At 69.5% G+C, this 25,719-nt stretch carries 20 protein-coding genes; 17 read left to right on the top strand and 3 right to left on the bottom strand.

Features of this window, described 5'->3' with window-relative positions; genetic code table 11:
* Positions 1–73: 73 nt before the first annotated feature.
* Positions 74–2,446, bottom strand: a complete 2,373-nt coding sequence (locus LAJ50_RS10915; RefSeq protein WP_138650984.1) for a 3-hydroxyacyl-CoA dehydrogenase/enoyl-CoA hydratase family protein — start codon at positions 2,444–2,446, stop codon at positions 74–76.
* A 28-nt stretch (positions 2,447–2,474) separates the two neighbouring features.
* Positions 2,475–3,107 carry a TetR family transcriptional regulator gene (locus LAJ50_RS10910; RefSeq protein ID WP_130552457.1) on the bottom strand — a complete coding sequence of 211 codons (633 nt, stop codon included), beginning with the start codon at positions 3,105–3,107 and terminating at the stop codon, positions 2,475–2,477.
* Positions 3,108–3,325: 218 nt separating this feature from the next.
* Here LAJ50_RS10910 and ndk point away from each other — a divergent pair, with 218 nt between their 5' ends.
* The 17 genes from ndk (at position 3,326) to LAJ50_RS10825 (ending at position 24,654) form a co-directional block, all read left to right on the top strand.
* Positions 3,326–3,751, top strand: coding sequence for a nucleoside-diphosphate kinase (gene ndk / locus LAJ50_RS10905; protein WP_130518656.1), 426 nt, complete (start codon positions 3,326–3,328; stop codon positions 3,749–3,751).
* A gap of 7 nt (positions 3,752–3,758) precedes the next feature.
* The gene (gene rlmN / locus LAJ50_RS10900; protein ID WP_138650985.1) at positions 3,759–4,970 is read left to right on the top strand and encodes a 23S rRNA (adenine(2503)-C(2))-methyltransferase RlmN; all 1,212 of its coding nucleotides are present in this window, start codon (positions 3,759–3,761) and stop codon (positions 4,968–4,970) included.
* Positions 4,957–5,763 (top strand): type IV pilus biogenesis/stability protein PilW, encoded by an 807-nt coding sequence (pilW, locus tag LAJ50_RS10895; protein WP_138650986.1) that lies wholly within the window; start codon positions 4,957–4,959, stop codon positions 5,761–5,763. Before rlmN ends, pilW begins: the two co-directional genes overlap by 14 nt.
* Before the next feature lie 9 nt (positions 5,764–5,772).
* Positions 5,773–6,642, top strand: coding sequence for a helix-turn-helix domain-containing protein (locus tag LAJ50_RS10890; protein ID WP_138650987.1), 870 nt, complete (start codon positions 5,773–5,775; stop codon positions 6,640–6,642).
* Positions 6,643–6,703: 61 nt separating this feature from the next.
* Positions 6,704–7,345 carry a tetratricopeptide repeat protein gene (locus LAJ50_RS10885; RefSeq protein ID WP_138650988.1) on the top strand — a complete coding sequence of 214 codons (642 nt, stop codon included), beginning with the start codon at positions 6,704–6,706 and terminating at the stop codon, positions 7,343–7,345.
* Entirely contained in the window at positions 7,345–8,532 is a 1,188-nt protein-coding gene (bamB, locus tag LAJ50_RS10880; protein ID WP_138650989.1) for an outer membrane protein assembly factor BamB, read from the top strand. The genes LAJ50_RS10885 and bamB overlap by 1 nt, the downstream gene beginning before the upstream one ends.
* A gap of 163 nt (positions 8,533–8,695) precedes the next feature.
* Positions 8,696–10,096 (top strand): ribosome biogenesis GTPase Der, encoded by a 1,401-nt coding sequence (der, locus tag LAJ50_RS10875; RefSeq protein ID WP_138650990.1) that lies wholly within the window; start codon positions 8,696–8,698, stop codon positions 10,094–10,096.
* A 3-nt stretch (positions 10,097–10,099) separates the two neighbouring features.
* Positions 10,100–11,314: a gephyrin-like molybdotransferase Glp gene (gene glp / locus LAJ50_RS10870; protein ID WP_138650991.1), complete on the top strand. Its 1,215-nt coding sequence runs from the start codon at positions 10,100–10,102 to the stop codon at positions 11,312–11,314.
* A gap of 287 nt (positions 11,315–11,601) precedes the next feature.
* Positions 11,602–12,693, top strand: coding sequence for a molybdopterin-synthase adenylyltransferase MoeB (moeB, locus tag LAJ50_RS10865; RefSeq protein WP_138650992.1), 1,092 nt, complete (start codon positions 11,602–11,604; stop codon positions 12,691–12,693).
* A gap of 82 nt (positions 12,694–12,775) precedes the next feature.
* Positions 12,776–13,039: a hypothetical protein gene (locus tag LAJ50_RS10860; protein WP_130552448.1), complete on the top strand. Its 264-nt coding sequence runs from the start codon at positions 12,776–12,778 to the stop codon at positions 13,037–13,039.
* The gene (locus LAJ50_RS10855; RefSeq protein ID WP_138650993.1) at positions 13,036–14,256 is read left to right on the top strand and encodes a low temperature requirement protein A; all 1,221 of its coding nucleotides are present in this window, start codon (positions 13,036–13,038) and stop codon (positions 14,254–14,256) included. The genes LAJ50_RS10860 and LAJ50_RS10855 overlap by 4 nt, the downstream gene beginning before the upstream one ends.
* 50 nt (positions 14,257–14,306) lie before the next feature.
* Positions 14,307–16,130, top strand: coding sequence for a monovalent cation:proton antiporter-2 (CPA2) family protein (locus LAJ50_RS10850; RefSeq protein ID WP_138650994.1), 1,824 nt, complete (start codon positions 14,307–14,309; stop codon positions 16,128–16,130).
* A gap of 155 nt (positions 16,131–16,285) precedes the next feature.
* Positions 16,286–17,671, top strand: a complete 1,386-nt coding sequence (locus tag LAJ50_RS10845) for an FAD/NAD(P)-binding protein (RefSeq protein WP_138650995.1) — start codon at positions 16,286–16,288, stop codon at positions 17,669–17,671.
* 552 nt (positions 17,672–18,223) lie between these two features.
* A protein-coding gene (gene prfB / locus LAJ50_RS10840; RefSeq protein WP_130552444.1) for a peptide chain release factor 2 occupies positions 18,224–19,349 on the top strand; the annotation gives its coding sequence in 2 pieces (ribosomal slippage) (positions 18,224–18,298 and positions 18,300–19,349; 1,125 coding nt in all).
* A gap of 118 nt (positions 19,350–19,467) precedes the next feature.
* Positions 19,468–20,985, top strand: a complete 1,518-nt coding sequence (gene lysS, locus LAJ50_RS10835; protein ID WP_138650996.1) for a lysine--tRNA ligase — start codon at positions 19,468–19,470, stop codon at positions 20,983–20,985.
* Between the two features lie 305 nt (positions 20,986–21,290).
* Positions 21,291–22,430 (top strand): two-component system response regulator, encoded by a 1,140-nt coding sequence (locus tag LAJ50_RS10830; RefSeq protein ID WP_130552442.1) that lies wholly within the window; start codon positions 21,291–21,293, stop codon positions 22,428–22,430.
* A gap of 4 nt (positions 22,431–22,434) precedes the next feature.
* On the top strand, positions 22,435–24,654 hold the full coding sequence (locus LAJ50_RS10825; RefSeq protein WP_138650997.1) for an ATP-binding protein: 2,220 nt from the start codon (positions 22,435–22,437) through the stop codon (positions 24,652–24,654).
* 96 nt (positions 24,655–24,750) lie between these two features.
* On the opposite strand, the gene LAJ50_RS10820 is transcribed toward LAJ50_RS10825, so the two are convergent.
* A complete protein-coding gene (locus LAJ50_RS10820) occupies positions 24,751–25,626 on the bottom strand; it encodes a crotonase/enoyl-CoA hydratase family protein (protein WP_138650998.1) in 876 nt (291 codons plus the stop codon).
* Between the last annotated feature and the right edge of the window lie 93 nt (positions 25,627–25,719).

Raw genomic sequence — 25,719 nt, 5'->3', positions numbered from 1 at the left:
TATTTCCGGCAGAAATTAGGAGGGAAGGAGGAGTCGGGAGCGCTTTCCACTCCCGATTCCCCATTCCCGATTCTCAGTTCCTGAGCGGCTTGCCGGTCTTGAGCATGTGCCCAATCCGCGCCTGGGTCTTTTCCTGCTGGGCCAGTTCGACGAAATGGCGTCGTTCCAGCTTGAGCAGCCATTCCTCGTCCACCACCGCGCCGCGATCGACCTCGCCGCCGCACAGCACGGTGGCGATGCGGGTGGCGATCTCGTAGTCGTATTCGCTGATGAAGCGGCCCTCCAGCATGTTGACCAGCATCATCTTGAAGGTGGCGATGCCGACATCGCCGGCGACCTGGATGCGGCGCGCGGGCAGGGGCGGGCGATAGCCCGACTCGGCCAGCGCCGCGGCCTCGTGCTTGGCGATGTACAGCGACTCGTAGGCGTTGAACACGATCTTGTCGGTCGGCCGCAGCAGGCCCAGCTCCTGGGCGTTGACCGCCGAGTTGGAGACCTTGGCCATGGCGATGGTCTCGAAGGTCTTCTTCAGCTCGGCGAACACGTCGCCGCCGGGACCGGCGGCTGCCGAGGCGCGCGCGGCCAGTTCCTTCAGGCCGCCGCCGGCGGGCAGCAGGCCCACGCCGGCCTCGACCAGGCCGATGTAGCTCTCCAGCCCGGCCACGGTCTTGGCGCTGTGCATCTGGAACTCGCAGCCACCGCCCAGGGCCAGGCCGCGGACGGCGGCCACGACCGGCACCAGCGAATACTTGATGCGCTGGCTGGTGGCCTGGAAGTTGGCGACCATCGCCTCGAACTCGGCAACCTTGCCCGCCTGCAGCAGACCCAGCGCACCGGCCAGGTCGGCGCCGGCGGAGAAGGGCTCCTTGGGCTGCCAGATCACCAGGCCCTTGAAGTCGCGCTCGGCGCGGCCGACGGCTTCCTGCAGCCCGTCCAGCACCTGGTCCGAGACGGTGTGCATCTTGGTCTTGAAGCTGACCACGGCGACCTCGTCGCCGTCATGCCACATGCGCACGCCGTCGTTCTCGTAGACCGTCTCGCCCTGCGGGTACTGCTCGCCCAGCACCGGGTCGGGGAAGCGCTGGCGCCTGTAGACCGGCAGCGCCGAGCGCGGCAGCTTGGCGTCCTTGGCCGGGCTGTACGAGCCCTCGGCCCCGTGCACGCCGTCGCGGCCGTCGAACACCCAGTTGGGCAGCGGCGCGCTGCTCATGCTCTTGCCGGCGGCGATGTCCTCGGCGATCCACTGCGCCACCTGCTTCCAGCCGGCGGCCTGCCAGGTCTCGAACGGCCCCAGCGACCAGCCGTAGCCCCAGCGGATGGCCAGGTCCACGTCGCGCGCGGTCTCGGCGATGTCGGCCAGGTGGTAGGCGCTGTAGTGGAACAGGTCGCGGAAGGTCGCCCACAGGAACTGCGCCTGCGGGTGCTGGCTCTCGCGCAGCTTGGCGAACTTCTCGGCCGGATTCTTGATCTTCAGGATCTCGACCACTTCAGGCGCAGCGGCGCGGTCGGCGGTGCGGTAGTCCTGCTTCTCCAGGTCCAGCACCACGATGTCCTTGCCGACCTTGCGGAAGATGCCCGCGCCGGTCTTCTGGCCCAGGGCGCCCTTGGCGATCAGCGCCTCCAGCCAGGCCGGCGACTTGAAGAACGCGTGCCAGGGGTCGTCGGGCAGGGTGTCGGCCATTGTCTTGATGACATGGGCCATGGTGTCCAGGCCGACGACGTCGGAGGTGCGGTAGGTGGCCGACTTCGGTCGGCCGACCAGCGGGCCGGTCAGGCCGTCGACCTCGTCGAAGCCCAGGCCGAACTCCTGGGTGTGGTGGATGGTGGACAGGATCGAGAACACGCCGATGCGGTTGCCGATGAAGTTCGGCGTGTCCTTGGCGTAGACCACGCCCTTGCCCAGCGTGGTGACCAGGAAGCTCTCCAGGCCCTCGAGCACCGCCTTGTCGGTGCCCTTGGCGGGAATCAGCTCGGCCAGGTGCATGTAGCGCGGCGGGTTGAAGAAATGCACGCCGCAGAAGCGGTGGCGCAGCTGCTCGGGCAGCACCTCGGCGAGCTTGTTGATGCCCAGGCCCGAGGTGTTGGAGGCCAGCACCGCCTGTTCGTTCACGTACGGGGCGATCTTGGCGTAGAGATCCTGCTTCCAGTCCATGCGCTCGGCGATGGCCTCGATGATCAGGTCGCAGCCGCGCAGCAGCTCCAGGTCGCTGCCGTAGTTGGCCGGGGTGATGGCCTCGGCTAGCCCCTTGGCGGCCAGCGGCGCCGGAGAGAGCTTGCCCAGGTTGGCGATGGCCTTGAGCACGATGCCGCTGGCTGGGCCTTCCTTGGCGGGCAGGTCGAACAGGATCGTGTCCACGCCCGCATTGGTCAGGTGGGCGGCGATCTGCGCCCCCATCACGCCGGCACCGAGCACGGCGGCGCGACGTACAAGCAGTTTCTCAGACATATTCAACAAACCTTTGTTTTGGTTGAAATTACGATTCGACGCTGCCGGCGCGAAAGCCGGCTTCGGCAAAGCGGATGAGTTCCCGGGCGGCCAACTCACGATGGGTGGCTTCGGTGACACCGGCGGGACGCTTGATCAGGCCGAAGTCGGCCATGGCGTAGGTCAGGGCGCCGGCGAGGAAATCCAGTCGCCAGTACAGCTCCTGCTTGCTCAGGCCGGGCAGGCAGGCGGCGATGGCCTTGGCGAACTCGCGCAGCACGTGCCCGTAGTGATCGGACAGGAACTTGCGCAGGTTGTCGTTCTTCTCGGCGTAGGCCCGGGCGATCACACGCACGAAGGCGCCACCGCCCTGGCCGTCCTGGGCCATGGCCAGGGCCGGTTCGACGAAGGCGGCCAGGATCGGCTCGAGCTCGCCGGGGCGCTTGAGGGCCTCTTCCAGCTGGCCCAGGCGCGCGGCGGTCATCACGTCCATCCGCCGGCGGAACACCTCGTTGACCAGGTTTTCCTTGGAGCCGAAGTGGTAATTGACCGCGGCGATGTTGACGTCGGCCCGGGTGGTGACCTGGCGCAGGGACGTGCCGGCGAAGCCGTGCAGGGCGAACAGTTCCTCGGCGGCGCCGAGGATGCGGTCCTTGGTCGAGAACTGGGTGCCGGTGGCCATGCGTACGGAACGCCTTTGAATCAAACGCTTGTTTGAGTCTGCGCCGAGCCCTTCCTCCTGTCATGTTGCAACGCACCAAAAGCGCGGCCGGCAGATGCACGCGGCGCTGCAATCCGTTAGAATCCCTGGAGAAATCAAATTCAAGCCCGCGTTTCCACGCGGGTTTTTTCTTAGCAACCCTTGGGTCCTCAACCGGCCCGAACTTCGGAGAACTTCCCATGGCGCTGGAGCGCACCCTGTCCATCATCAAGCCCGATGCCGTCGCCAAGAACGTCATCGGCGAGATCTACGCCCGTTTCGAGAAGGCCGGCCTGAAGATCGTGGCCGCCAAGTACAAGCAGCTGTCGCGCCGCGAGGCCGAGGGCTTCTACGCCGTGCACAAGGACCGCCCGTTCTTCAACGCGCTGGTCGAGTTCATGATCTCCGGCCCGGTGATGATCCAGGCGCTGGAAGGCGAGAACGCCGTGGCCGCGCACCGCGAGCTGCTGGGCGCCACCAATCCGAAGGACGCCGCGCCGGGCACCATCCGCGCCGACTTCGCCGATTCGATCGACGCCAACGCCGCCCACGGCTCGGACTCGCTGGAGAACGCGGCGATCGAAGTGGCGTACTGGTTCGCCGCCACCGAAGTGGTCTCGCGCTGAGCCTTCGATGAGCCAGATCGCGCCGATTCCCAGCGTGACCACCACCGGCGAGCCGCTCGCCGGTGCGCCGTCGCGCAAGCAGAATCTGCTCGACCTGGACCGGGCGGGGCTGGAGCGCTTCTTCGAGGAGACCCTCGGCGAGAAGCGCTACCGCGCCCACCAGGTGATGAAGTGGATCCACCATCGCTACGTCACCGACTTCGACGGCATGACCGACCTGGGCAAGTCGCTGCGCGCCAAGCTGCAGCAGCACGCCGAAGTGGTCGTGCCGAACGTGGTGTTCGACAAGCCCTCCGCCGACGGCACGCACAAGTGGCTGCTGTCGATGGGCGCCGATGGCAAGAACGCCATCGAGACCGTCTACATCCCGGACAAGACCCGCGGCACGCTGTGCGTGTCCTCGCAGGTCGGCTGCGCGCTGAACTGCCAGTTCTGCTCGACCGCCACCCAGGGCTTCAACCGCAACCTGTCCACGGCCGAGATCATCGGCCAAGTCTGGGTGGCCGCGCGTCACCTGGGCAACGTGCCGGCGCAGATCCGTCGCCTCACCAACGTGGTGATGATGGGCATGGGCGAGCCGCTGGCCAATTTCGACAACGTCGTGCGCGCCATGAGCATCATGCGCGACGACCTGGGCTACGGCCTGGCCAGCAAGCGCGTGACGCTGTCCACCGCCGGCATGGTGCCGATGATCGACCGCCTCTCCACCGAGAGCGACGTGTCGCTGGCGGTCTCCCTGCATGCGGCGCAGGACGAGCTGCGCAGCCAGCTGGTGCCGCTCAACAAGAAGTACCCGGTCGAGCAGCTGATGGCCGCCTGCGCGCGCTATCTCAAGGCCAGTCCCAAGCGCGACTCGATCACGTTCGAGTACACGCTGATGAAGGGCGTCAACGACCAGCCCGAGCACGCCCGCTCGCTGGCGCGGCTGATGCGCCAGTTCGGCAACCAGATGCAGTCGCGCGAGGCCGGCAAGGTCAACCTGATCCCGTTCAATCCCTTCCCGGGTACCCGCTACGAGCGCTCGGAGGACGCGCAGATCCGCGCCTTCCAGAAGATCCTGCTCGATGCGCAGGTGCTGACGATGGTGCGCCGCACCCGTGGCGACGACATCGACGCGGCCTGCGGCCAGCTCAAGGGCCAGGTCATGGACCGCACCCGGCGCCAGGCCGAGTTCAACCGCCAGCTGCGCGAGCAGGGGCTGGGCGATGCGGCCGCATAAGGTCCTGCTCGCCGGGCTGATCTTGGCGGTGGCGGCGACCGGCTGCTCACGGCTGACCTTCGTACGGCCCAAGGGCGGGGTCAAGCCCGTCGAAACGCCCGCCAGCGAGTACCGCGTCAGCGACGACAAGGCCACGCGCAAGCGGATCGAGGAGAGCGAGTCGCTGGGCATGGCCGAGCAGCGCCTGCGCGTGGGCGACCTGGAGACCGCCGAGCGCGAGGCCAGCAAGGTCCTGCGCGCCAATCCGAAGTCGGCCGCCGCCCACACCCTGCTGGCCATCGTCGACGGCGCGCGTGGCGACACCAAGGGCGCCGGCGAACACTACCGCCAGGCGGCCGAGCTGGCGCCGCAGGACGGCGGCATGATGAACAACTACGGCGCTTGGCTGTGCGCCAACGGCTATCCGGCCGAGGCGCTGGTGTGGTTCGACCGCGCCATCGCCACGCCGGGCTACCCGACCCCGGCCGCCGCGCTGGCCAACGCCGGCGGCTGCGCGCTGCAGACCGGCCAGTACGAGCGGGTCGAGCGCGACCTGCGCAAGGCCCTGGCGCTGGACCCGAACAATGCCTATGCGCTGCTGTCGATGGCGCGCAACGCGCACCGGATCGGCCACGACATGGAGGCGCGCGCCTTCATCGAGCGGCGCATCGCGGCTGCACCGGTCGACGCAAGCGTGTTACAACTTGCGGCCGACATTGAGAACAGGCTTGGCGACAAGGCTGCCGCCGAGAGATATCGACAGCGTCTGCGGGCGGAGTTCCCACAAGCCGCTGCGGCAAGTCCCCGGGGATAGTGCAGGACCATGATGGATCGCAACACGACCCAATCCGCATCCGGTGAGGGGCAGCAGGCGCAGATCGCCGCGCTGCTGCGCCAGGCGCGCGAGCAGCAGGGCATGACCGTCGCCCAGGCGGGCACCCGGCTCAAGGTGCCGGCCCGGGTGGTCGAAATCCTCGAATCCGGCCAATGGGAGCAGCTGGGCGCGCCGGTCTTCGTCCGTGGCCACGTGCGCAGCTACGCCCGCGCGCTGGGCGTGGACATCGGCGCCTATCTGGACCAGTCCCTGCTGCAGGCCGTGCGCCCGGTGGAACTGGTCAGCCGCACCCATACCCCGCGCTACCAGCGCGTGCTGGAATCCACCGCGCGCCGCGCGGTGTACGTGGTGATCACGGTGTGCTTCTTCGCCGTGCCGGTCTGGCTGGTGGTCTCCAACAATGCCGGCAAGCCCGCGCTGAAGACCGCTTCGCTGGACGAGATGCCCAAGGCCGCCGCGCCGATCGCCGCCTCCGAGGCTCCGCTCGCCGCGCCCGCCTCGACCCCGGCGCCCGCGCCGCAGGCCGAACCGGACAGCGCGCCGATCACCGCGTCGATGGCCCCGCGCCTGACCCGCGAGACCCCACCGGCCGGCGCCGCGCTGACCCTGACCTTCAGCGGCGACAGCTGGGTGGACGTGCAGGGTCCCGATGGCCAGAGCCTGGAGCGCGGCCTGCTCAAGGCCGGCCAGACGCGCAGCTTCCAGGCCGGGCAAGTGGCCCGGATCAAACTGGGCAATGCGAACGCGGTTCAGGTTCAGCAAGGCGGGAGTACGGTGGACCTCGCGCCGTTCCAGCGGGCCAACGTGGCACGCTTTGCGGTATCCTCCGACGGATCACTCGCGCCGGTTCAGGACTGACCCGCGAGGGTCCACCTGTCGCAATTAGATGACCCCGCGCAATGGCGGGGCGAGAGTACGCATGGCAATCGATGACCTGCTGGACGAGCACGAGCAGAGTGAGCGCGTCCGCAACTGGCTGAAGAACAACGGCGCCGGGATTATTGGCGGCATCGCGCTGGGACTGGCGCTGATCTTTGGATGGAAGTGGTATGGCCAGCACCGCGCCCAGCAGTCGCAGGCCGGGTATGCCAGCTACACCGACGCGGTCAAGGCGATCGGCGGCGCCGATCTGAAGGCCGCGCAGGACAAGGTGGCCGCGCTGCAGAAGCGCGACGGCGATGCGATCTACACGCAGCTGGCGCTGCTGCAGCTGGCCCAGGCCCAGGTCAAGGCCAAGCAGAACGACGCCGCCCTGGCCACGCTGAAGGCGGTCAAGGCCGATTCGCCGGTCAAGCCCTACGCCGACCTGCATGCCGCGCGCCTGCTCAATGCCACCGGCAAGCAGGACGAGGCGATCAAGCTGCTGGCCCCCTACGACAGCGCCTCGGCGCTGGAAGCGCGCGGGGATGCGCTGGTCCTGGCGGGCAAGCGCGACCAGGCCCGGGACACCTATCTCAAGGCGCTGACCAGCCTGGATGTGGCCTCGCCGCAGCGCCAGATGGTTGAAATCAAGCTCACCAACGCCGGCGGCACGCTGCCCGGGTCCGCGGAGTCGATCTGATGAAAGTGGTTGTGAACATGAAGCGCGTGGCCGTCGTGGTCGCGCTGGCGTCGGTCCTGGCCGGGTGCAGCACGGTCAAGGGGTGGTTCACCGACGACAAGAAGGCCGCCGAGAAGGCCGCCACCGAGCCGGTCAAGCTGGAGAAGTTCGAGCCCAGCATCAAGGTCGACAAGCTCTGGTCCGCCAGCGTGGGCAAGGGCGAGAAGCTGCTCGGCGTCCGTCAGGGCCCGGCCGTGGCCGACGGCCACGTTTACGCCGCGGCGATCGAGGGTGGGGTCAAGGCGCTGGACCTTCAGACCGGCAAGGAACTGTGGCACCACAAGATGAAGGACGAGCGCGTCTCGGCCGTCGGCGCCGGCGATGGGCTCGTCGTGATCGGCACGCTGTCGGGCAAGCTCTTCGCGCTGGACCCGGCCACGGGCGAAGAGAAGTGGACCGCCAAGGCCAGCAACGAGATCATCGCCCCGCCGACCATCGGCCAGGGCAACGTGCTGGTGCACGCCAACGACGGCCAGGTGCTGTGCTTCCAGGTGACCGACGGCGTGCGCCGCTGGTTCTGGAACCGCGAGCAGCCCCCGCTGACCGTGCGCGGCAATGGCCCGGTCACGCTGGGCCCGGGCCTGGTGTTCGTGGGCAACGACGACGGCACCATGACCGCGCTGGCGCTCAATGACGGCCATGCGCTGTGGGATCAGACCGTGGGCCAGCCCGAGGGCCGCACCGAGCTGGACCGTATGGCCGACGTGGACGGGCCGCCGGTGATCGACGGCACCACGCTGTTCGCCTCCAGCTACAAGAACGCGACCCTGGCCATCGACGGCCCGAGCGGGCGCCCGATGTGGAGCCGCGACAAGGGCGGCGTCGCCGGCCTGGGCCTGGCCCCGTCCAGCGTCGTGCTTTCGGACAAGGGCGGCGTGGTCTGGGCGCTGGACAAGACCAGCGGCGGTTCGCTGTGGTCCAACCAGAAGCTGCTGCGCCGCGCGCTGACCGCGCCGGCGGTGCAGGGCGACTACGCGGTGGTCGGCGACTACGACGGCTACGTGCACTGGCTGCGCCTGGACAACGGCGAGCTGGCCGCGCGCGAACGCGCCGGCGGCGACCCGATCCGCGCCACCCCGGTGGTCGCCGATGGCGTGCTGCTGGTCCAGAACGTCGACGGCAAGCTGACCGCGTTCCGCATCAAGTAAGCCTTCCACGCAAGACCCACGGGGAGCCGGAACATGCGTCCGGCTCCCCGTTTTCGTATCCTGTGCCGCCTTCGCCGCGTGTCCATGGCCGCGCCGCCGGGTCCGCGCGGCGGGCCGCCGGCACCGGCCCCGCTCGTTCTTCGCCTTCCAGGTCTGGTTTCCAATGCTGCCTCTCGTCGCCCTGGTGGGCCGCCCCAACGTGGGCAAGTCCACGCTGTTCAATGCGCTCACGCGCACCCGCGACGCGCTGGTGCACGACCAGCCCGGCGTGACCCGCGACCGCAACTACGGTGTGTGCCGGCTGCAGCCGGAGACCCCGTTCGTGCTGGTCGACACCGGCGGCATCGCCGGCGACGAGGAGGGCCTGGCCGGCGCCACCGCGCGGCAGTCGCGCGCCGCCGCGGCCGAGGCCGACCTGGTGCTGTTCATCGTCGATGCGCGCGAGGGCGCATCGGCGCTGGATGACGAGATCCTGGCCTGGCTGCGCAAGACCGCGCGGCCGACCCTGCTGGTGCTCAACAAGATCGACGGCGTGGACGAAGAGGCGGCCCGCGCCGACTTCGCCCGCTACGGCTTCGCCGATGTGCTGACCCTGTCGGCCGCGCATCGCCAGGGCGTGGACGAACTGGTCGAGGAAGTGCTCGAACGCGTCCCGGCCGAGGGCGCGGGCGAACTGCTGGACGAAGACCCCCGGCGCATGCGCATCGCCTTCGTCGGCCGGCCCAACGTCGGCAAGTCCACGCTGGTCAACCGCCTGCTGGGCGAGGAGCGGATGATCGCCTCGGAGGTGCCTGGCACCACGCGCGACTCCATCGCGGTGGACCTGGAGCGCGAAGGCCGCCTGTACCGGCTTGTCGACACCGCCGGCCTGCGCCGCAAGGGCCGCGTGGACGAGGTGGTGGAGAAGTTCTCCATCGTCAAGACGCTGCAGGCCATCGAACAGTGCCAGGTCGCGGTGCTGCTGCTGGACGCCAGCGAAGGCGTGACCGACCAGGACGCCAGCGTGCTGGGCGCGATCCTCGATGCCGGCCGCGCGCTGGTGGTGGCGGTCAACAAATGGGACGGCCTGACCGACTACCAGCGCCAGCAGGCCGAGCAGCTGCTCTCGCGCAAGCTGGGCTTCGTCGAATGGGCCGAGGCGGTGCGCATCTCGGCCAAGCACGGCTCTGGCCTGCGCGAACTGTTCCGCGCCATCCACCGCGCGCATGCCTCGGCGACCAAGACCTTCAGCACCAGCGAGGTCAACACCGCGCTGGAGATCGCCTACGAATCCAACCCGCCGCCGAGCATCCGCGGCCATGTCTCCAAGCTGCGCTACGTGCATCCAGGTGGCGAGAATCCGCCGACGTTCATCGTCCACGGCACGCGCCTGAAGGTGCTGCCGGAGTCCTACAAGCGCTACCTGGAGAACTTCTTCCGCAAGCGCTTCAAGCTGGTGGGGACGCCGGTGCGGTTCCTGTTCCGCGAGGGCGCCAATCCGTACGAAGGCAAGAAGAACGTGCTGACCGAGCGCCAGATCGCCAAGAAGAAGCGCCTGATCCGCCACGTCAAGCGTGGCAAGTAAGCGATGGACTTCCCCACGCGCATCGACTACCTGGAGGCGCTGGAGATCGTCGCGCGGATCGGGGTGCGGCATCGCGCGCCGCCGCAGCGGCTGGCGATCCAGCGCGTCGATGGCCGCGTGCTGGCGCAGGCGGTGAGCGCGGAGTTGCCGTTGCCGCCGTTCGACAACAGCCGCATGGACGGCTTCGCGGTGCGCAGCGCCGACCTTTCGCCCGAGGCGCCGACGACGCTGACGCTGGCTGGTGAGCAGTTCGCCGGGCCGGACGCCGGCCTGGTGCTGCAGCCCGGCCAGTGCGCGCGCATCACCACCGGCGCGCCGCTGCCCGGCGGCGCCGATGCGGTGGTCATGAAGGAGCGGGCCCAGGTCGATGGCGCGCGCGTCACGGTGCCCGCGGGCCTCCAGGCGGGCCACGACATCCGTCGCGCGGGCGAGGACGTGCAGGCCGGCGCGCAGGTGCTGGATGCAGGTCAGGTGCTGACCCCGGCGCGCGTGTCGCTGGCCGCCGCGCTTGGCCATGCCGACCTGGCGGTGTTCCCGAAGCCGACCGTGGCCGTGTTCTCCACCGGCGATGAACTGGTCGAGCCGGGCATGCCGCTGGCGCCGGGACAGATCTACGACAGCAACCGCGACCTGCTCATGGGCCTGCTGCGCCAGCTCGGCCTGGAGCCGGTGGCCTGGCCGCGCCTGCCCGACGATCCGCAGCGCGTGGAGACTGCGCTGCGCGATGCGGCCAGCGCCTTCGACCTGGTGATCACCGCCGGCGGCGTCTCGGCCGGCGAGCGCGATCTGCTGCCCGGGCTGCTGCAGGCGCACGGGCAGGTGCATTTCTGGAAGGTGCGGATCAAGCCTGGCATGCCGGTGCTGTTCGGCGCGCTGGAGCGGGCCTTGATGCTCGGCCTGCCGGGCAATCCGGTGTCGGTGCTGGCGACCTTCCTGGCGCTGGGGCGGCCGCTGATCGATGCGGTGCAGGGCAGGGCGGAGCCGCGCCCGCGTTTCACCGCCTGCCTGTCCAGCGACTGGCGCAAGACGCACGATCGGCTGGAGTTCCTGCGCGGCCGGTTGCGCAGCAGCGAGACCGGCGTGCTGCTGGTCGAGCCGAACCCGGCCGACGCCTCGCACCAGCTGCGTGGCGCGGCGGACAGCGATGCGCTGATCGTGCTGGAGGCGGGCGAGCGGCACTACGCGGCGGGGACGCCGGTGACGGTGTTGCCCTACTGACTGCGGGGCGTGGGCGGCAGGTGGCGCCGCGTCTGCAGCGGCAAGAAGGCGCACGAACCGTCGTTCCCGCGAAAGCGGGAACCTAGGGACTGCTGGCTTTGGCGCAGGCGCCGCGGCGTTCCAGCACGCCGCAGGATCGACGATCGGGTTTCCCCTGCGACCCGAAGCCGTGTCGGGCAGGCCTTATCGCCGCCATGGCGACTCCCAGCGAGCGCTGAGTGGGCGCCGGATCGACGCGCGGGACGCAGCGATGCCGGCATGACGCGGCGTGGACGATAATCCCAAGGATGGACATCGAACTGCTCACGCCCGCGCAGGCGCGCGCACGCCAGGCCGCCGGCGCCGTGCTCGTCGACGTGCGCGAGGTGCACGAGCGTGCGCAGGGCCAGGCCGAAGGCGCGCTCGGCATCGAACGCGCCGCGCTGGAGGCTGCGCCGCAGGCGCATCTGCCCGATCGCTCGCGCGACATCCTGCTGATCTGCCAGAGCGGTGCGCGTTCGCTCGCCGCCGCGCAGGCGCTGGCGGCCGGTGGCTATGGGCGCGTGGCTTCGGTCGAAGGGGGCACCGCACGCTGGATCGCCGAGGGACTGCCCGTGGTCGTGCCGGTGTTCGACGCCGGGCAGGCCCGCTTCGCCGAGCGCTACTCGCGCCATCTGCTGCTGCCGGAAGTCGGCGCAGCCGGGCAGGAGCGCCTGCGCGATGCGCGCGTGCTGATCGTCGGCGCAGGCGGGCTGGGATCGCCGGCCGCCTACTATCTGGCGGCGGCCGGCGTGGGCACCCTGCGCATCGCCGATGACGATGTGGTCGAGCGCAGCAACCTGCAGCGCCAGATCCTGCATGGCGAGGACCGCATCGGGCAGCCCAAGGTGGTCTCGGCGACGCGGACGCTCGAGGCCCTCAACCCGGACATCGCCATCGATGCGGTGGCCGCGCGCGTGGCGGCCGACAATGTCGACGCGCTGCTCGATGGCGTGGATGTGGTGATCGATGGCGCCGACAACTTCGCCACGCGCTACCTGCTCAACGACGCCTGCGTGCGTTTGGGCAAGCCACTGGTGTATGGCGCGGTGCAGCGCTTCGAAGGGCAGGTGAGCGTGTTCGACGCCGGACGCCGGCGTGGCCAGGTGCCGTGCTACCGCTGCCTCTTTCCGACGCCCCCGCCGCCCGCGCTGGCGCCCAACTGCGCGCAGGCCGGCGTGCTCGGCGTGCTGCCCGGCGTGATCGGCCTGCTGCAGGCGACCGAGGCGATCAAGCTGCTGCTGGGCCTGGGCGAATCGCTGGCCGGGCGGCTGCTGGGCTTCGACGCGCTGGGCATGCGCTTCCACGAGCTGGCCCTGCCGCCGGACCCCGACTGCCCCGTGTGCGGCGCGGCACCCTGAAGTCGCCAGCGGAGAGGTGCGACGTGCACCTGCCTTGCGCTAACGTGCCGGCCATCCTCCTGCCAGAGACGCGCCGCACCCCATGCGTACCCTGATCCTGATCGTGGCCGGGCTGCTGATCGCACTCGGCATCGTGCTGCGCATGCCGGTGCGCCTGCGCCGCCAGGGCGCCATCGGCTTCACCGTGCTGTGGCTGCTGGCGGTGCTGTGGAATCTGCGCACCGGTCTGGCGCACGGCTACACGCTGGAAGAGGAGGCGCCGATCCAGGCGTTGATCTTCCTGGTGCCGGTCGTGCTGGCCTGGGTGCTGGCGCTCAAGCTGCCGCGTCGCGGCGTCTCGCCATGAACCACGGGCACGCACCCGTGCGCGACGTCCCGGCCGCGACCACGCCGCATCCGCTGCTGCGCGTGCGCGATGGCAGCGAGGCCAAGGTCAGCTACGCCGAACTGTTCTTCGATCTGGTCTATGTGTTCGCCGTCACCCAGGTGTCGCACTTCCTGCTTGGGCACCTGACCGTGCTGGGGGCGGCCCAGGCGCTGCTGCTGTGGTTCGCGGTGTGGCTGGGCTGGCAGTACACCTGCTGGATGACCAACTGGTTCGACCCGGAGACGCGGCCGATCCGGGTCATGCTGTTCGCGCTGATGGGCGTGGGGCTGCTGTTCGCCGCCGCGCTGCCGGAGGCCTTCGGCGAGCGCGGCCTCCTGTTCGCCGGCTGCTATGCGGTCATGCAGGTGGGACGGGCGCTGTTCCTGCGCCTGCAGCTGGGCGCGCACCCCCTGGGGCCGAACTTCAGCCGCATCCTGGCCTGGGCCATCCTGTGTGCGGTCTTCTGGATCGCCGGCGGGCTGGCCGAGCCGGGCTGGCGCCTGCTGCTGTGGGGCCTGGCGGTGGCGTGCGAATACATCTCGCCGATGTTCGGCTTTCCCGTTCCCGGCCTGGGGCGGTCGGACAGCGCGCGCGAATGGACCATCGAGGGCGGTCACCTGGTCGAGCGCTGCGCGCTGTTCGTGATCGTGGCCCTGGGCGAATCGATCCTGATCACCGGTGCCACGCTGGCCCACGCGCCGGCCTGGGACGCGGCGGAGATGATCGCCTTCGCCACCGCGTTCGTCGGCAGCCTGGCGATGTGGTGGCTGTACTTCAACATCGCCGTGCGCGATGCGACCGAGGTCATCGTCCAGTCCGACGATCCTGGCCGCTATGGCGCGCTGTTCCACTATCTGCACGTGGCCATCGTCGGCAGCGTCATCGTCACCGCGGTCGGCAACGACCTGATGATCGCCCATCCGCACGGCCACATGACGCTGGCCTTCGTGCTGGTGATGCTGGCGGGGCCTGGCCTGTTCCTGGCGGGCAATGGGCTGTACAAGCGCGCGGTCTATGGACGCTTCCCGCTCTCGCATCTGATCGGCCTTGCGTTGCTGCTGCCGCTGGCGTGCCTGGCGCAGGTGTTGGGACTGCTGTGGTTGAACGCGCTGACCACGGTGGTGCTGATCGTCACGGCGTCGCTGGAAACCGCAGCGCGCGGCGGCGCGCCTGACAAGCGGGTCAGTACACACTGATTCGCGACGGCGCACATTGCAGCGCCGACATGCGCCGTTAGACTCGGCGCATGAGCGTCGAATCCGAATCCAGCCAACTGGTCAACGTGGTCGCCCTGCTGGGCGCGGCGGTGGTCGCTGTCCCGCTGTTCCGTCGACTGGGCCTGGGCTCGGTGCTGGGCTATCTGGCCGCGGGCCTGGTCATCGGCCCGTTCGGGCTGGGCTGGTTCAACGATCCGCAGGCCATCCTGCACGTGGCCGAACTGGGCGTGGTGCTGTTCCTGTTCGTGATCGGACTGGAGATGCGCCCCTCGCATCTGTGGGGCCTGCGCAGGCAGATCTTCGGCCTGGGGTCGCTGCAGATCGCGCTGTGCACCGCGGCGCTGACCGGTGTGGGCATGCTGTTCGGGCTGCATGGCGCGGTGGCCTTCGTCGGCGCGGCCGGCTTCGTGCTCACCTCCACCGCCATCGTCATGCAACTGCTGGGCGAACGCGGGGACATCGCGTTGCCGCATGGGCAGAAGATCGTCTCGGTGCTGCTGTTCGAGGACCTGCTGATCGTGCCGCTGCTGGCGCTGGTGGCCTTTCTGTCGCCGCTGCCGGCCGAGGCCGGGGCGCACTCGCGCTGGATGTCCATCGGCATCAGCGTGGCCTGCCTGGCGGGACTGATCGCCGCCGGCCTGTGGCTGCTCAATCCGCTGTTCCGGCTGCTGGCGCGCGCCAAGGCGCGCGAGGTGATGACCGCCGCGGCGCTGCTGGTGGTGCTGGGCGCGGCGCTGCTGATGCAGCTGGGCGGGCTGTCGATGGCGATGGGCGCGTTCCTGGCCGGCGTGCTGCTGTCCGAATCCACCTTCCGCCACCAGATCGAGGCGGACATCGAACCCTTCCGCGGCTTGCTGCTGGGCCTGTTCTTCCTCTCGGTCGGCATGTCGCTGGATCTGTCGGTGGTGGCCAGCAACGCGCTGGTGGTCGCCGGGCTGGTGGTGGCGATGATGGTGACCAAGGCGCTGTGCATCTACGTGGTCGCGCGCCTGACCCACAGCAGCCACGGCGAAGCGCTGGACCGCGCGGTGCTGATGGCGCAGGGCGGCGAGTTCGCCTTCGTGCTCTATGCCGCGGCCCTGGCCGCCGGCCTGATCGATCCGACCGTCAGCGCGACGATGACCGCGGTGGTGGTGCTGTCGATGGTGCTCACGCCGCTGGTGGTCCTGGTGGCGCGCCGCTTCATGCCCAAGGCCGCTGCCTCGATGGAAGGCATCGAGGCGGTGCACGACCAGAGCGGCAGTGTGCTGATCATCGGCTTCGGCCGCTTCGGCCAGGTCATGAGCCAGTCGCTGCTGGCGCGCGACATCGATGTGACCATCATCGACAGCGACATCGACATGATCCGCAGCGCCGAGGAGTTCGGCTTCAAGGTGTTCTTCGGCGACGGCACGCGCTTGGACGTGCTGCATGCCTCGGGCGCCTCGACCGCGCGCCTGATCGCCATCTGTACCGACAGGCCGGAGACCACCAGCCTGATCGTCGAACTGGCGCAGGAGGAGTTCACCCAGGCCAAGGTGCTGGCCCGCTCCTTCGACCGCGAACATTCGCTCAAGCTGGTCGCGGCCGGGGTGGACTTCCAGATCCGCGAGACGTTCGAATCGGCGGTGCGGTTCGGCCAGGCCGCACTGGAAGCCATGGGCGTGGACGAGGACGAGGCCGCCCGTACCGCCGATGAGGTGCGCCGCCTGGACGCCGAGCGGTTCGATCTGGAGGTCGCCGCCGGCGACGTCCGCGCCGGCATTCCGCTGCTGATCGGCAACACCGCGCCCGCCACGCCGACGCCGTTCACCGCGCCGCGTCGCGAGGGCCGGCGTCTGGACACCGCCAGCGAAGCCGATCCGCCGGCCTGACGCCGCACCGCGAGACGCATGTGCGTGATAACGAGGTGGCATGAGCTCATGGCGAGCCGGCAGAAAGCGTTTCCACCGTTCTAACTCCTCCTTTACACCGGGCGCATCGGGCTGCGGTCAGATGGGCGTTCCGCTGGGAGACAGGAAGGATCGCCATGCACATCACCCTGATCGGGGCCGGCTTCTGTGGGAGCGCACTTGCAGCGGAACTGTTGCGCCAGGGCGGGCCGCAGACCCGGATCGCGCTGGTCGGCCAGCCGGAGACCTTCGGCCGCGGCGTGGCCTATGGCGCCGCGCGGCCCGAACACCTGCTCAACGCGCGCGCCAAGGACCTGGGTCTGGTCGCCGACGCGCCGACCGGGTTCGCCGACGCGCTGGCCCTGGGCGAGGGCGGGCGGCTGGGGTTCCTGCCGCGCTTGGCGTACGGCGACTATCTGCAGGACCAGCTGCACCAGGCCACCGCGCAGGCGCGCAATTTCGCCCGGATCGAGGAGGAAGTGATCGCGGTGGACCGCGTGCCCGGCGGCTTCCGCGTGCTGCTGGGCAATGGCGAGGACTTCCTCAGCGAACGCGTGGTGCTGTGCGTGGGCGCGCTGCCGCCGCAGCGCCTGGCCGGCGTCGGCCCGCGCCTGGCGGTGGACCGGCGTTACATCGGCTGGCCGTGGCAGGACGGGGCGATCGACGCCCTCCCGCCGCACGCGCGGCTGCTGATCGTCGGCACCGGCCTGACCATGGCCGACGTGGTGGTGACCCTGCGCCAGCGCGACCACCGCGGGCCGATCACCGTGCTTTCGCGCCACGGCCTGATGCCGCTGGCCCACCTGGACACGCCCGGAGCGCCGCTGGAACTGCCGCCCAGCGTGCAGCAGAGCCTGCGCGACCACGACCTGCGCGGGCTGGTGCGCACGCTGCGCCAGCTTTCCGCCGTCGTGGACGACTGGCGGCGCATCGTCGATGCGCTGCGACCGCATCTGCAACCGTTCTGGCGCGGACTGGACACCGCCGACCGCGCCCGTTTCCTGCGCCATCTGCGCTCGCACTGGGAGGCGATGCGGCATCGCGTGGCGCCGCGGGTCGCCGAGCAGCTGCAGGCCCTGCAGAACGGTGGCCAGCTGCGCGTGCTGGCCGGGCGCCTGCTGCGCGCGCGGCTTGGCGCGCGAGAGGTCGAGGCGCTGGTGCGGCCGCGCGGCGCCACCAGCGCCTGGGTCGGTCACTTCGATGTCCTGATCCGGGCCACCGGACTGGATACGGACATCGAGCGCACCAGCCACCCGCTGGTGGCCACGCTGCGCGACGCGGGGCTGCTGGGCGCGGACCCGCTGGGCCTGGGTGTGGCCGTGGACGACCGCTTGCGGGTGAGCGACCGCTCGGGCGCCCCGGTGCCCGGCCTGTACTGCCTGGGCCCGCTGCTGCGCGGCCAGCTGTGGGAGATCACCGCCGTGCCCGAGCTGCGCGCCGCCGCACGCACCCTGGCCACGCGGCTGCTGGCGCATCCGGCCGACTCGGACGCCGGCCAACCGGCGCTGCGCGCGGCGGTCTGAGCGAGCACTGCCGGCGCGCGATTCCGGCAGCGGTTGGCCGGAACTCGGGCGAGGCCGACGAGCGTACTTCGCCGACCCGCCTCGACCCGGCCGGGCCTGGCTCCTCGGCTCGGCCCGCCATCCATGGCGGACTCGCCGCCGCGGGCCATCCCTGGCCCGCTCTCCGCCATACCCGGCTGGGTCGAGGCGCCGCGGCCGATGGATCGGGAATCCTTCGGTGCAGCGCTTTCTTTTGAATCGAAGACTTCTGACGTGACGCGCGAGGCAGCGGGCCGGCGGGCCCTGGCCGCGACGAGCGAGGCAGGACGCCGAGCGCCCGAGTCAGGGCAGGATGCCCTGACCGAGGGACAAGCGGCCACGGCCCGCCGAACCGCTGCCCCCCCGAAGCCGAAGCGCATTCGCTCCGCGCGGCCAAGATCGGAAGGAAGGGCCGATGCGACGGCGAGGCGCCAGAGATCGTGACAATGAGCGCCCAGGACGTCGAAAAAGAGGCCCACAGGGCAGTCTTGCTAGAATGGCGGGCTATCCATTGCCACGCATCGCATCGCTGCCATGATCGAACTCAATCCCATCCGCCAGCGCATCGCCGACCTGACCGAGCGGCTGGGTTCGCTCAGGGGGTATCTTTGACTACGACGCCAAGCGCGAGCGTCTGGAAGAAGTCGAGCGCGAGCTCGAAAACCCCGATATCTGGAACGATCCCGAGCGCGCCCAGGGCCTGGGCCGCGAGCGCGCGCAGCTGGACCGCACGGTCAACGGCATCCGCGACCTGACCGAGGGGCTCAACGGCGCCAGCGAACTGCTGGAGCTGGCCGAAATGGAGTCCGACGAGGACACCGCCAACGCCGTGGTCGCCGACGTCGAGCGCTACGCCCGCGACGTGGACAAGCTGGAATTCCAGCGCATGTTCTCCGGCGAGATGGACGCCACCAACGCCTTCGTCGACATCCAGGCCGGCGCCGGCGGCACCGAGGCCCAGGACTGGGCCGAGATCCTGCTGCGCATGTACCTGCGCTGGGCCGAAGGCCGCGGCTGGAAGGTCGAGCTGATGGAGGCCTCGGCCGGCGAAGTGGCCGGCATCAAGTCGGCGACCTTCCGCGTGGAGGGCGACTATGCCTACGGCTGGCTCAAGACCGAGATCGGCGTGCACCGGCTGGTGCGCAAGTCGCCGTTCGATTCGGACAACCGCCGCCATACCAGCTTCACCAGCGTGTTCGTCTCGCCCGAAGTCGACGACAACATCGACATCGAGATCAACCCGGCCGACCTGAAGACCGACGTATACCGTTCCTCCGGCGCCGGCGGCCAGCACGTCAACAAGACCGAGTCGGCCGTGCGCATCACCCACGTGCCGTCCGGCGTGGTGGTGGCCTGCCAGACCGAGCGCAGCCAGCACGCCAACCGCGACCGCGCCATGAAGATGCTCAAGGCCAAGCTCTACGAGATCGAGATCCAGAAGCGCAACGCCGAGAAGAACGCGCTGGAGGCCACCAAGTCCGACATCGGCTGGGGCAGCCAGATCCGCAACTACGTGCTCGACCAGAGCCGCATCAAGGACCTGCGCACCGGCGTGGAGCGCTCGGACACGCAGAAGGTGCTCGACGGCGACCTGGACGAGTTCCTCGAGGCGAGCCTGAAGTCCGGCCTGGATGCGGGCGCCAAGCGCATCGATGCCTGAAGCACGGGAGTGAGCGCAGCGGAATGCGCAGCGTGTCGAGGCGTGCCGTTCCTGCCGCCACGCTGGCCGCCTCCCGCTCTTGCCCACTCCTCACTCCTCTCCACTCACTCCTCCCCCCATGACCGACCAGCCCACCACCACGCCCACCGACGAGAACAGCCTCATCGCCGAGCGCCGCGGCAAGCTCACCGCGCTGCGCGGGCAGGGCATCGCCTATCCCAACGACTTCAAGCGTGAGAGCTACGCCGGCGACCTGCAGGCCGAGTTCGCCGATGCGGACACCTTCAGCGCCGAGGTGCTCGAGGGCCTGGACCGCCACGTCAAGCTCGCCGGGCGGCTCATGGCCAAGCGGGTGATGGGCAAGGCCAGCTTCGCGCAGGTGCAGGACGAGTCCGGTCGCATACAACTGTTCCTGCAGGGCAATACGCTGGGCGAGGCCTATGCCGCGTTCAAGGGCTGGGACGTGGGCGACATCATCGCGGTGGAAGGCACGCTGACCCGGACCAAGACCGGCGAACTGTCGGTCAAGGCCACCGCGCTGCGCCTGCTGACCAAGTCGCTGCGCCCGCTGCCGGACAAATGGCACGGCCTGAGCGATGTCGAGCAGCGCTATCGCCAGCGCTACGTCGATCTCATCGTGACGCCCGAGTCGCGCGAGGTGTTCATCAAGCGCAGCAAGATCATCCGCGCCATCCGCGCCTGGCTCGACGCGCGCCGCTTCCTGGAAGTGGAGACGCCGATGATGCATTACATCCCCGGCGGCGCCACGGCCAAGCCGTTCACCACGCATCACAACGCGCTGGACCTGCAGCTGTACCTGCGCGTGGCGCCGGAGCTGTATCTCAAGCGCCTGGTCGTCGGCGGCCTGGAGCGCGTGTACGAGATCAACCGCAACTTCCGCAACGAAGGCGTCTCCACGCGCCACAACCCCGAGTTCACCATGCTCGAACTGTACGAGGCCTACGCCACGTACCACGAGGTGATGGACCTGACCGAGGGCGTGATCCGCCATGCCGCGCAGACCGTGCTCGGCACCACCGAGGTCGAGTGGGACGGTGCGCGGATCGACCTGGGCCCGGCGTTCCGCCGCTGGCGCATGGACGAGGCCGTGCGCCACCACAACCCGGAGATCAGCGCGGCCGACTGCACCGACCGCGATGCGCTGCGGCGCCACGCCGAGCGGCTGGGGATCCGGGTCAAGCCGTCCTGGGGCTGGGGCAAGCTGCTGCTGGAGATCTTCGAGGCCACCGTCGAGCACACCCTGGTGCAGCCGACCTTCATCACCGATCACCCGGTCGAGGTCTCGCCGCTGGCGCGTTCCAGCGATACCGAGCCGGGGTACACCGACCGCTTCGAGCTGTTCATCAACGGCAAGGAGATCGCCAACGGCTTCTCCGAGCTCAACGACCCGGAAGACCAGGCCGCGCGCTTCCGTGCCCAGGTCGAGGCCAAGGACAGCGGCGACGACGAGGCCATGCATTTCGACGCCGACTACATCCGCGCGCTGGAGTACGGCCTGGCCCCGACCGGCGGCCTGGGCATCGGCATCGACCGCCTGGTCATGCTGCTGACCGGCACCTCCTCGATCCGCGACGTGCTGCTGTTCCCCTACATGCGGCCCGAGGCCCAGGGTTGAAAAGTGACGCATCCGGGCACGCCGGCCGCCTGGACGCCTTGATGGTTGCAAAAGAAACAAAATGCCTCGCGGGCGGCTGACGCCGGAAATGGCGCGTCTGGCCGCTCGCGGACGGGTCGGACGTTTCCGCCAAGGGATACGGGGCATGCCGCACTGATACGCTCACGGCGGGTTCGGTGGCATGCTTCATGCTTGGTAGAGCCTTCGACCCGTGGAAACACGTCGGCGTCAGGGGCGGGGGAACCCGATGCGGCGGGTTCCCTTCACATCCTGGCAGCCTCGTATCCCCCGAGAGGTGGTGTTTCATGCTGACCCCGAGCCGCGTCTTCACAGCGGTGTCCTCCCCGACGGACCAGCAGCGCTGGCCCAATGGCGCAGGTAGCGAATTGAACATCGTCATCATCGACGACCAGGCGTCCGCGCGCACCATGCTGCGCCACGTGATCGAGGACATCGCCACCGAACTGGCGGTGCACGACTTCGGCGACCCGCAGGTGGCGCTGGAGTGGTGCAGCCAGCACCGCACCGACCTGCTGCTGCTGGACTACCGCATGCCGGGCATGGACGGGCTGGAGTTCGCCCGACGCTTCCGCCGCCTGCCGATGCACCGCGACATCCCGGTGATCCTGATCACCGTGGTCGGCGACGAACCGATCCGCCAGGCCGCGCTGGAGGCCGGGGTCATCGATTTTCTGGTCAAGCCGGTGCGCCCGCGCGAACTGCGCGCCCGCTGCCGCAACCTGCTGCAGCTGCGCCAGCAGTCGGAGAACGTCAAACAGCGTGCCCTGTCGCTGGAGCAGCGCCTGCTGTCGAGCATGCACGAGGTCGAGGAGCGCGAGCGCGAGACGCTCTCGCGCCTGGCCCGCGCCATCGAGTACCGCGACAGCGGCACCAGCGCCTTCCTGGAGCGCATGGCGCGCATCGCCGCCCTGGTGGCCGAGCAGCTGGGCATGGGCGAGGAGGACGTGCGCGCCATCGAGCTGGCCGCGCCGCTGCACGACATGGGCAAGATCGCCATCCCCGACGCGGTGCTGATGAAGCCCGGCCCGCTGGATGCCGATGAGCTGGCGATCATGCGCCGGCACCCGAAGATCGGCCACGAACTGCTCAGCGGCAGCCAGAACCGGCTGATCCAGACCGGCGCGATCATCGCCCTGCGCCACCACGAGCGTTTCGACGGCAGCGGCTATCCCGACGGGCTGCGTGGTGAGCAGATCCCGATCGAGGCGCGCATCGTGGCGGTGGCCGACGTGTTCGACGCGCTGATCTCCGCGCGTCCCTACAAGCCGGCTTGGACGCGCGATGCGGCGCTGGCCTACCTCTACGCGCAGCGTGGGCGCCTGTTCGACCCGGCCTGCGTGGACGCGCTGTTCCGCGGCCGCGAGCGGCTGGACCAGATCTGCGACCGCTATTCGACGCTGCAAGCACGCCCAGGATTGGAGTAGTCCCATGGCCGCCCTGCTGCAACAGTTCAAACTGCGCCTGCCGGTGCGCCGCGACAACGAGCACGGCCAGGCGGTGGTCCGGATCGCGCTGATCAGCCTGATCCTGATGTACGTGCTGCTGCCGCCGGTGCGGGCACAGCTGCCCGTCCATCAGTACCAGGGCGTGCTGGCCATCGTGCTCAGCGGCCTGAGCCTGGGCTGCGTGCTGCTGGTGTGGATGTGGCTGCGCCCGGAGCGCTCGGACACGCGCCGGATCATCGGCATGCTGGCAGACTACGGGCTGATGGCCGCCGGCATGATCCAGATGGGCGAGCCGCTGAGCTGGGTATACGTGGTGGTGATGTGGGTCACCGTCGGCAACGGCATGCGCTACGGCAACAACTACCTGTACCTGGCCGTGGCCATGGCGATGGTCAGCTTCACCACGACCGTGCTGATGACCGACTACTGGCTGGCGAATCTGAAGCTGGCGATCGGCCTGGTCGGCGGCCTGGCCGCGGTGCCGCTGTACTTCTCCAACCTGCTGCGCAAGCTGACCCGCGCCAGCGCCGATGCGCGCCGCGCCAGCGAGGCCAAGAGCCGCTTCCTGGCCAACATGAGCCACGAGTTCCGCACCCCGCTCAACGGCCTGTCGGGCATGACCGAGGTGCTGGCGACCACGCGCCTGGATGCCGAGCAGCGCGAATGCCTGAACACCATCCAGGCCTCCGCCCGCAGCCTGCTGGCGCTGGTGGAGGAGGTGCTGGACATCTCGGCGATCGAGGCCGGCAAGCTGCGCCTGGACATCAGCGAGTTCGCCCCGCGCGAACTGGTCAAGCACGTCGGCTTCATCATGCTGCCGCAGGCCAGGGCCAAGAGGCTGGACTACACCGTGCACTTCGCCGACGACGTGCCGGCCACGCTGATGGGCGACGCGCGCCACCTGCGCCAGGTGCTGATCAACCTGGTCGGCAACGCGGTCAAGTTCACCGACCGCGGCGGCGTGCGCATCCAGGTCGCCACCGTGCCGTCGATCGACGCGCGCGTGCGTCTGCGCTTCACCGTGATCGACACCGGCGTGGGCATCCCGCCGCGTCTGCAGGATCGGCTGTTCGAGGCGTTCGAACAGGCCGACGTGAGCCTGAGCCGCCGCTACGGCGGCACCGGCCTGGGCGCGGCCATCGCCAAGGGCCTGACCGAGGCCATGGGCGGGTCCATCGGCTTCGAAAGCGAAGTCGGCCTGGGCAGCACCTTCTGGGTCGAGGTACCGTTCGACGTGGTCGTATCCGGCGCCACGCCGATGGTGCCGGCACTGGCCGAGGAGATCGATGTCGCCGAGGAGGCCGCCGAGGCGGGTGCCGCGCCGCAGGCGCGTTCCGAGAACGTGATCGCCTTCTCAGATCCCTTCCTGCGCCACCGGGCGCGCGTGCGCAGCATGCAGATCCTGGTGGCCGACGACCACGAGGCCAACCGCATGGTGCTGCAGCGCCTGCTGCAGAAGGCGGGGCACCGGGTCGCCTGCGTCAACGGCGGCGAGGAGGTGCTCGACGCCCTGGCGGTGACCGATTACGACGCGGCGATCATCGACCTGCACATGCCCGGCATGAGCGGCCTGGACCTGCTCAAGGAACTGCGCGTGATGCAGGCCGGCGGGGCGCCGCGTACGCCGGTGGTGGTGCTCAGCGCCGATGTGACCCCGCAGTCGATCAGCAGCTGCGAACAGGCCGGCGCCCATGCCTTCCTGGCCAAGCCGGTGGTCGCGAGCAAGCTGCTCGATACGCTCAACGACATCGCGGTCAACGGCAGCCTGCGCCAGCCTCAGGGCAAGCTGGCGGTGGTACGCGGCAACGAGCCGACCGGCGCCAGCCAGGCCGAGGTGTTCGATCCGCGCGTGCTCGACGAACTCCTGCAGTTGGGCATGGGCGAGACCTTCGAGCAGGAATTCATCCAGCAATGCCTCAACGACGCCGAGGCCTGCTTCCACGGCATGCTGCGCGCCGGCGAGGCGCAGGACTGGGACCGCATGCGCGAGCATGCCCATGCGCTCAAGGGTGTGGCCGGCAACCTGGGCATGTCGCGTCTGGCCGAGGAGAGCGGTCAGTTCATGCGCATGGCCGACTGGCAGATGCTGGCCGAATGGCGCCAGCGCATGCATCAGCTCGATGGCCACTTCCGCATGGGCCGCGAGGCGCTGACCGTGCGCGCGCAGCAGCGCCGCAAGGCGCGCGACGGCGGCGAGCGCTGATCTTTCCGCGCCCCAGGCGACGGGGCGCTGCTGCTTTCGTGTGTGGCCCAGAGGCCGCCCGGCCTGTCGGCCGGGCCGGGATCCATGCCTGCGGGCTCAGGCGACCACGTCCAGGCTGGCGCGGCGGGTCTGCGCCTTGACCAGGCGGTCCATGGTCCGCAGCGACTTGTCGCCCAGGGCCAGCGCGGTCTCCACCCACACCTTGGTGATCTCCATCAGTTCGTCGTAGCTGACGGCCTGGGCCAGGTTGCGGGCCGCGTTCATCGCAAGATAGGAGTGCGGAATGCGGCGCTGGGTGCGGATCAGGTCCTCGACGGCCGCCACGCCCTGGCCCTTGGGCACCAGGATGTCGACCACGCCCAGCTTGTACATCTCCTCGCTGCTGTAGACGCGGCCTTCCAGGATGATCTTCTCGGCCACCTGTGGCGCCACGCGACGGCACAGGAACGAATAGGCGCCCATGCCCGGGAACAGGCCGAACAGCACCTCCGGCAGGCCCATGCCGCAGCCTTCCTCGGCCACGATGGTGTGGCAGGCCAGCGCCATCTCCAGGCCGCCGCCCAGCGCATCGCCCTGGATCAGCGCGATGCTGCGCACGTCGCCGCCGAAGCCCACGTGCAGGTGGTGCACGCCCTCAACGCAGCGCTGGGCATAGGCCAGCAGGCGGTCGCGGTTGCCTTCGCGGATCAGTTGGGTGAACAGGTTCAGATCGCCGCCCAGGTTGTAGGCGGCCGCATCCGAGGCCAGCACGAAGTGGCGCAGCGCGCCGCTGGCGCGTTGCGAGGGGGGCAGGGTGATCTGGTTCATCACCGACCACATCTCGTCGAGCATGTCCTTGCGGCAGCACGGGCGCACGCCGGTGGCGGCATCGGCATGCATGTACAGCCAGTGCGCGTTGCCCTCGTGGGTCGTTTCGGTGCGGATGGTGGAGTAGGTGCGCTGACGCGGCTGGAGCTTTTCGATCAGGTTCATGGCGGCGATCTCTTGAAGGGCGTGAGAGAGAGAAGGGGGTCGTCGCCGCGTCGGGGGCCGCGGCGACGCCGATCCTACACCTGAACCAAGTGT

The sequence above is a fragment of the Pseudoxanthomonas sp. X-1 genome (assembly GCF_020042665.1).
GTDB lineage: Bacteria > Pseudomonadota > Gammaproteobacteria > Xanthomonadales > Xanthomonadaceae > Pseudoxanthomonas_A > Pseudoxanthomonas_A spadix_A.
This window is presented reverse-complemented; position numbering and strand designations above follow the sequence as displayed.

What these genes read in the sequence shown, in the direction of transcription:
- glp (WP_138650991.1), top strand. Translation starts at nt 10,100, where the DNA reads ATGGACTTCCCCACGCGCATCGACTACCTGGAGGCGCTGGAGATCGTC.
- LAJ50_RS10845 (WP_138650995.1), top strand. Translation starts at nt 16,286, where the DNA reads ATGCACATCACCCTGATCGGGGCCGGCTTCTGTGGGAGCGCACTTGCA.
- der (WP_138650990.1), top strand. Translation starts at nt 8,696, where the DNA reads ATGCTGCCTCTCGTCGCCCTGGTGGGCCGCCCCAACGTGGGCAAGTCC.
- LAJ50_RS10830 (WP_130552442.1), top strand. Translation starts at nt 21,291, where the DNA reads ATGCTGACCCCGAGCCGCGTCTTCACAGCGGTGTCCTCCCCGACGGAC.
- lysS (WP_138650996.1), top strand. Translation starts at nt 19,468, where the DNA reads ATGACCGACCAGCCCACCACCACGCCCACCGACGAGAACAGCCTCATC.
- LAJ50_RS10850 (WP_138650994.1), top strand. Translation starts at nt 14,307, where the DNA reads ATGAGCGTCGAATCCGAATCCAGCCAACTGGTCAACGTGGTCGCCCTG.
- moeB (WP_138650992.1), top strand. Translation starts at nt 11,602, where the DNA reads ATGGACATCGAACTGCTCACGCCCGCGCAGGCGCGCGCACGCCAGGCC.
- LAJ50_RS10855 (WP_138650993.1), top strand. Translation starts at nt 13,036, where the DNA reads ATGAACCACGGGCACGCACCCGTGCGCGACGTCCCGGCCGCGACCACG.
- LAJ50_RS10860 (WP_130552448.1), top strand. Translation starts at nt 12,776, where the DNA reads ATGCGTACCCTGATCCTGATCGTGGCCGGGCTGCTGATCGCACTCGGC.
- ndk (WP_130518656.1), top strand. Translation starts at nt 3,326, where the DNA reads ATGGCGCTGGAGCGCACCCTGTCCATCATCAAGCCCGATGCCGTCGCC.
- LAJ50_RS10910 (WP_130552457.1), bottom strand. Translation starts at nt 3,107, where the DNA reads ATGGCCACCGGCACCCAGTTCTCGACCAAGGACCGCATCCTCGGCGCC.
- LAJ50_RS10890 (WP_138650987.1), top strand. Translation starts at nt 5,773, where the DNA reads ATGATGGATCGCAACACGACCCAATCCGCATCCGGTGAGGGGCAGCAG.
- pilW (WP_138650986.1), top strand. Translation starts at nt 4,957, where the DNA reads ATGCGGCCGCATAAGGTCCTGCTCGCCGGGCTGATCTTGGCGGTGGCG.
- LAJ50_RS10820 (WP_138650998.1), bottom strand. Translation starts at nt 25,626, where the DNA reads ATGAACCTGATCGAAAAGCTCCAGCCGCGTCAGCGCACCTACTCCACC.
- LAJ50_RS10825 (WP_138650997.1), top strand. Translation starts at nt 22,435, where the DNA reads ATGGCCGCCCTGCTGCAACAGTTCAAACTGCGCCTGCCGGTGCGCCGC.
- bamB (WP_138650989.1), top strand. Translation starts at nt 7,345, where the DNA reads ATGAAAGTGGTTGTGAACATGAAGCGCGTGGCCGTCGTGGTCGCGCTG.
- LAJ50_RS10915 (WP_138650984.1), bottom strand. Translation starts at nt 2,446, where the DNA reads ATGTCTGAGAAACTGCTTGTACGTCGCGCCGCCGTGCTCGGTGCCGGC.
- rlmN (WP_138650985.1), top strand. Translation starts at nt 3,759, where the DNA reads ATGAGCCAGATCGCGCCGATTCCCAGCGTGACCACCACCGGCGAGCCG.
- LAJ50_RS10885 (WP_138650988.1), top strand. Translation starts at nt 6,704, where the DNA reads ATGGCAATCGATGACCTGCTGGACGAGCACGAGCAGAGTGAGCGCGTC.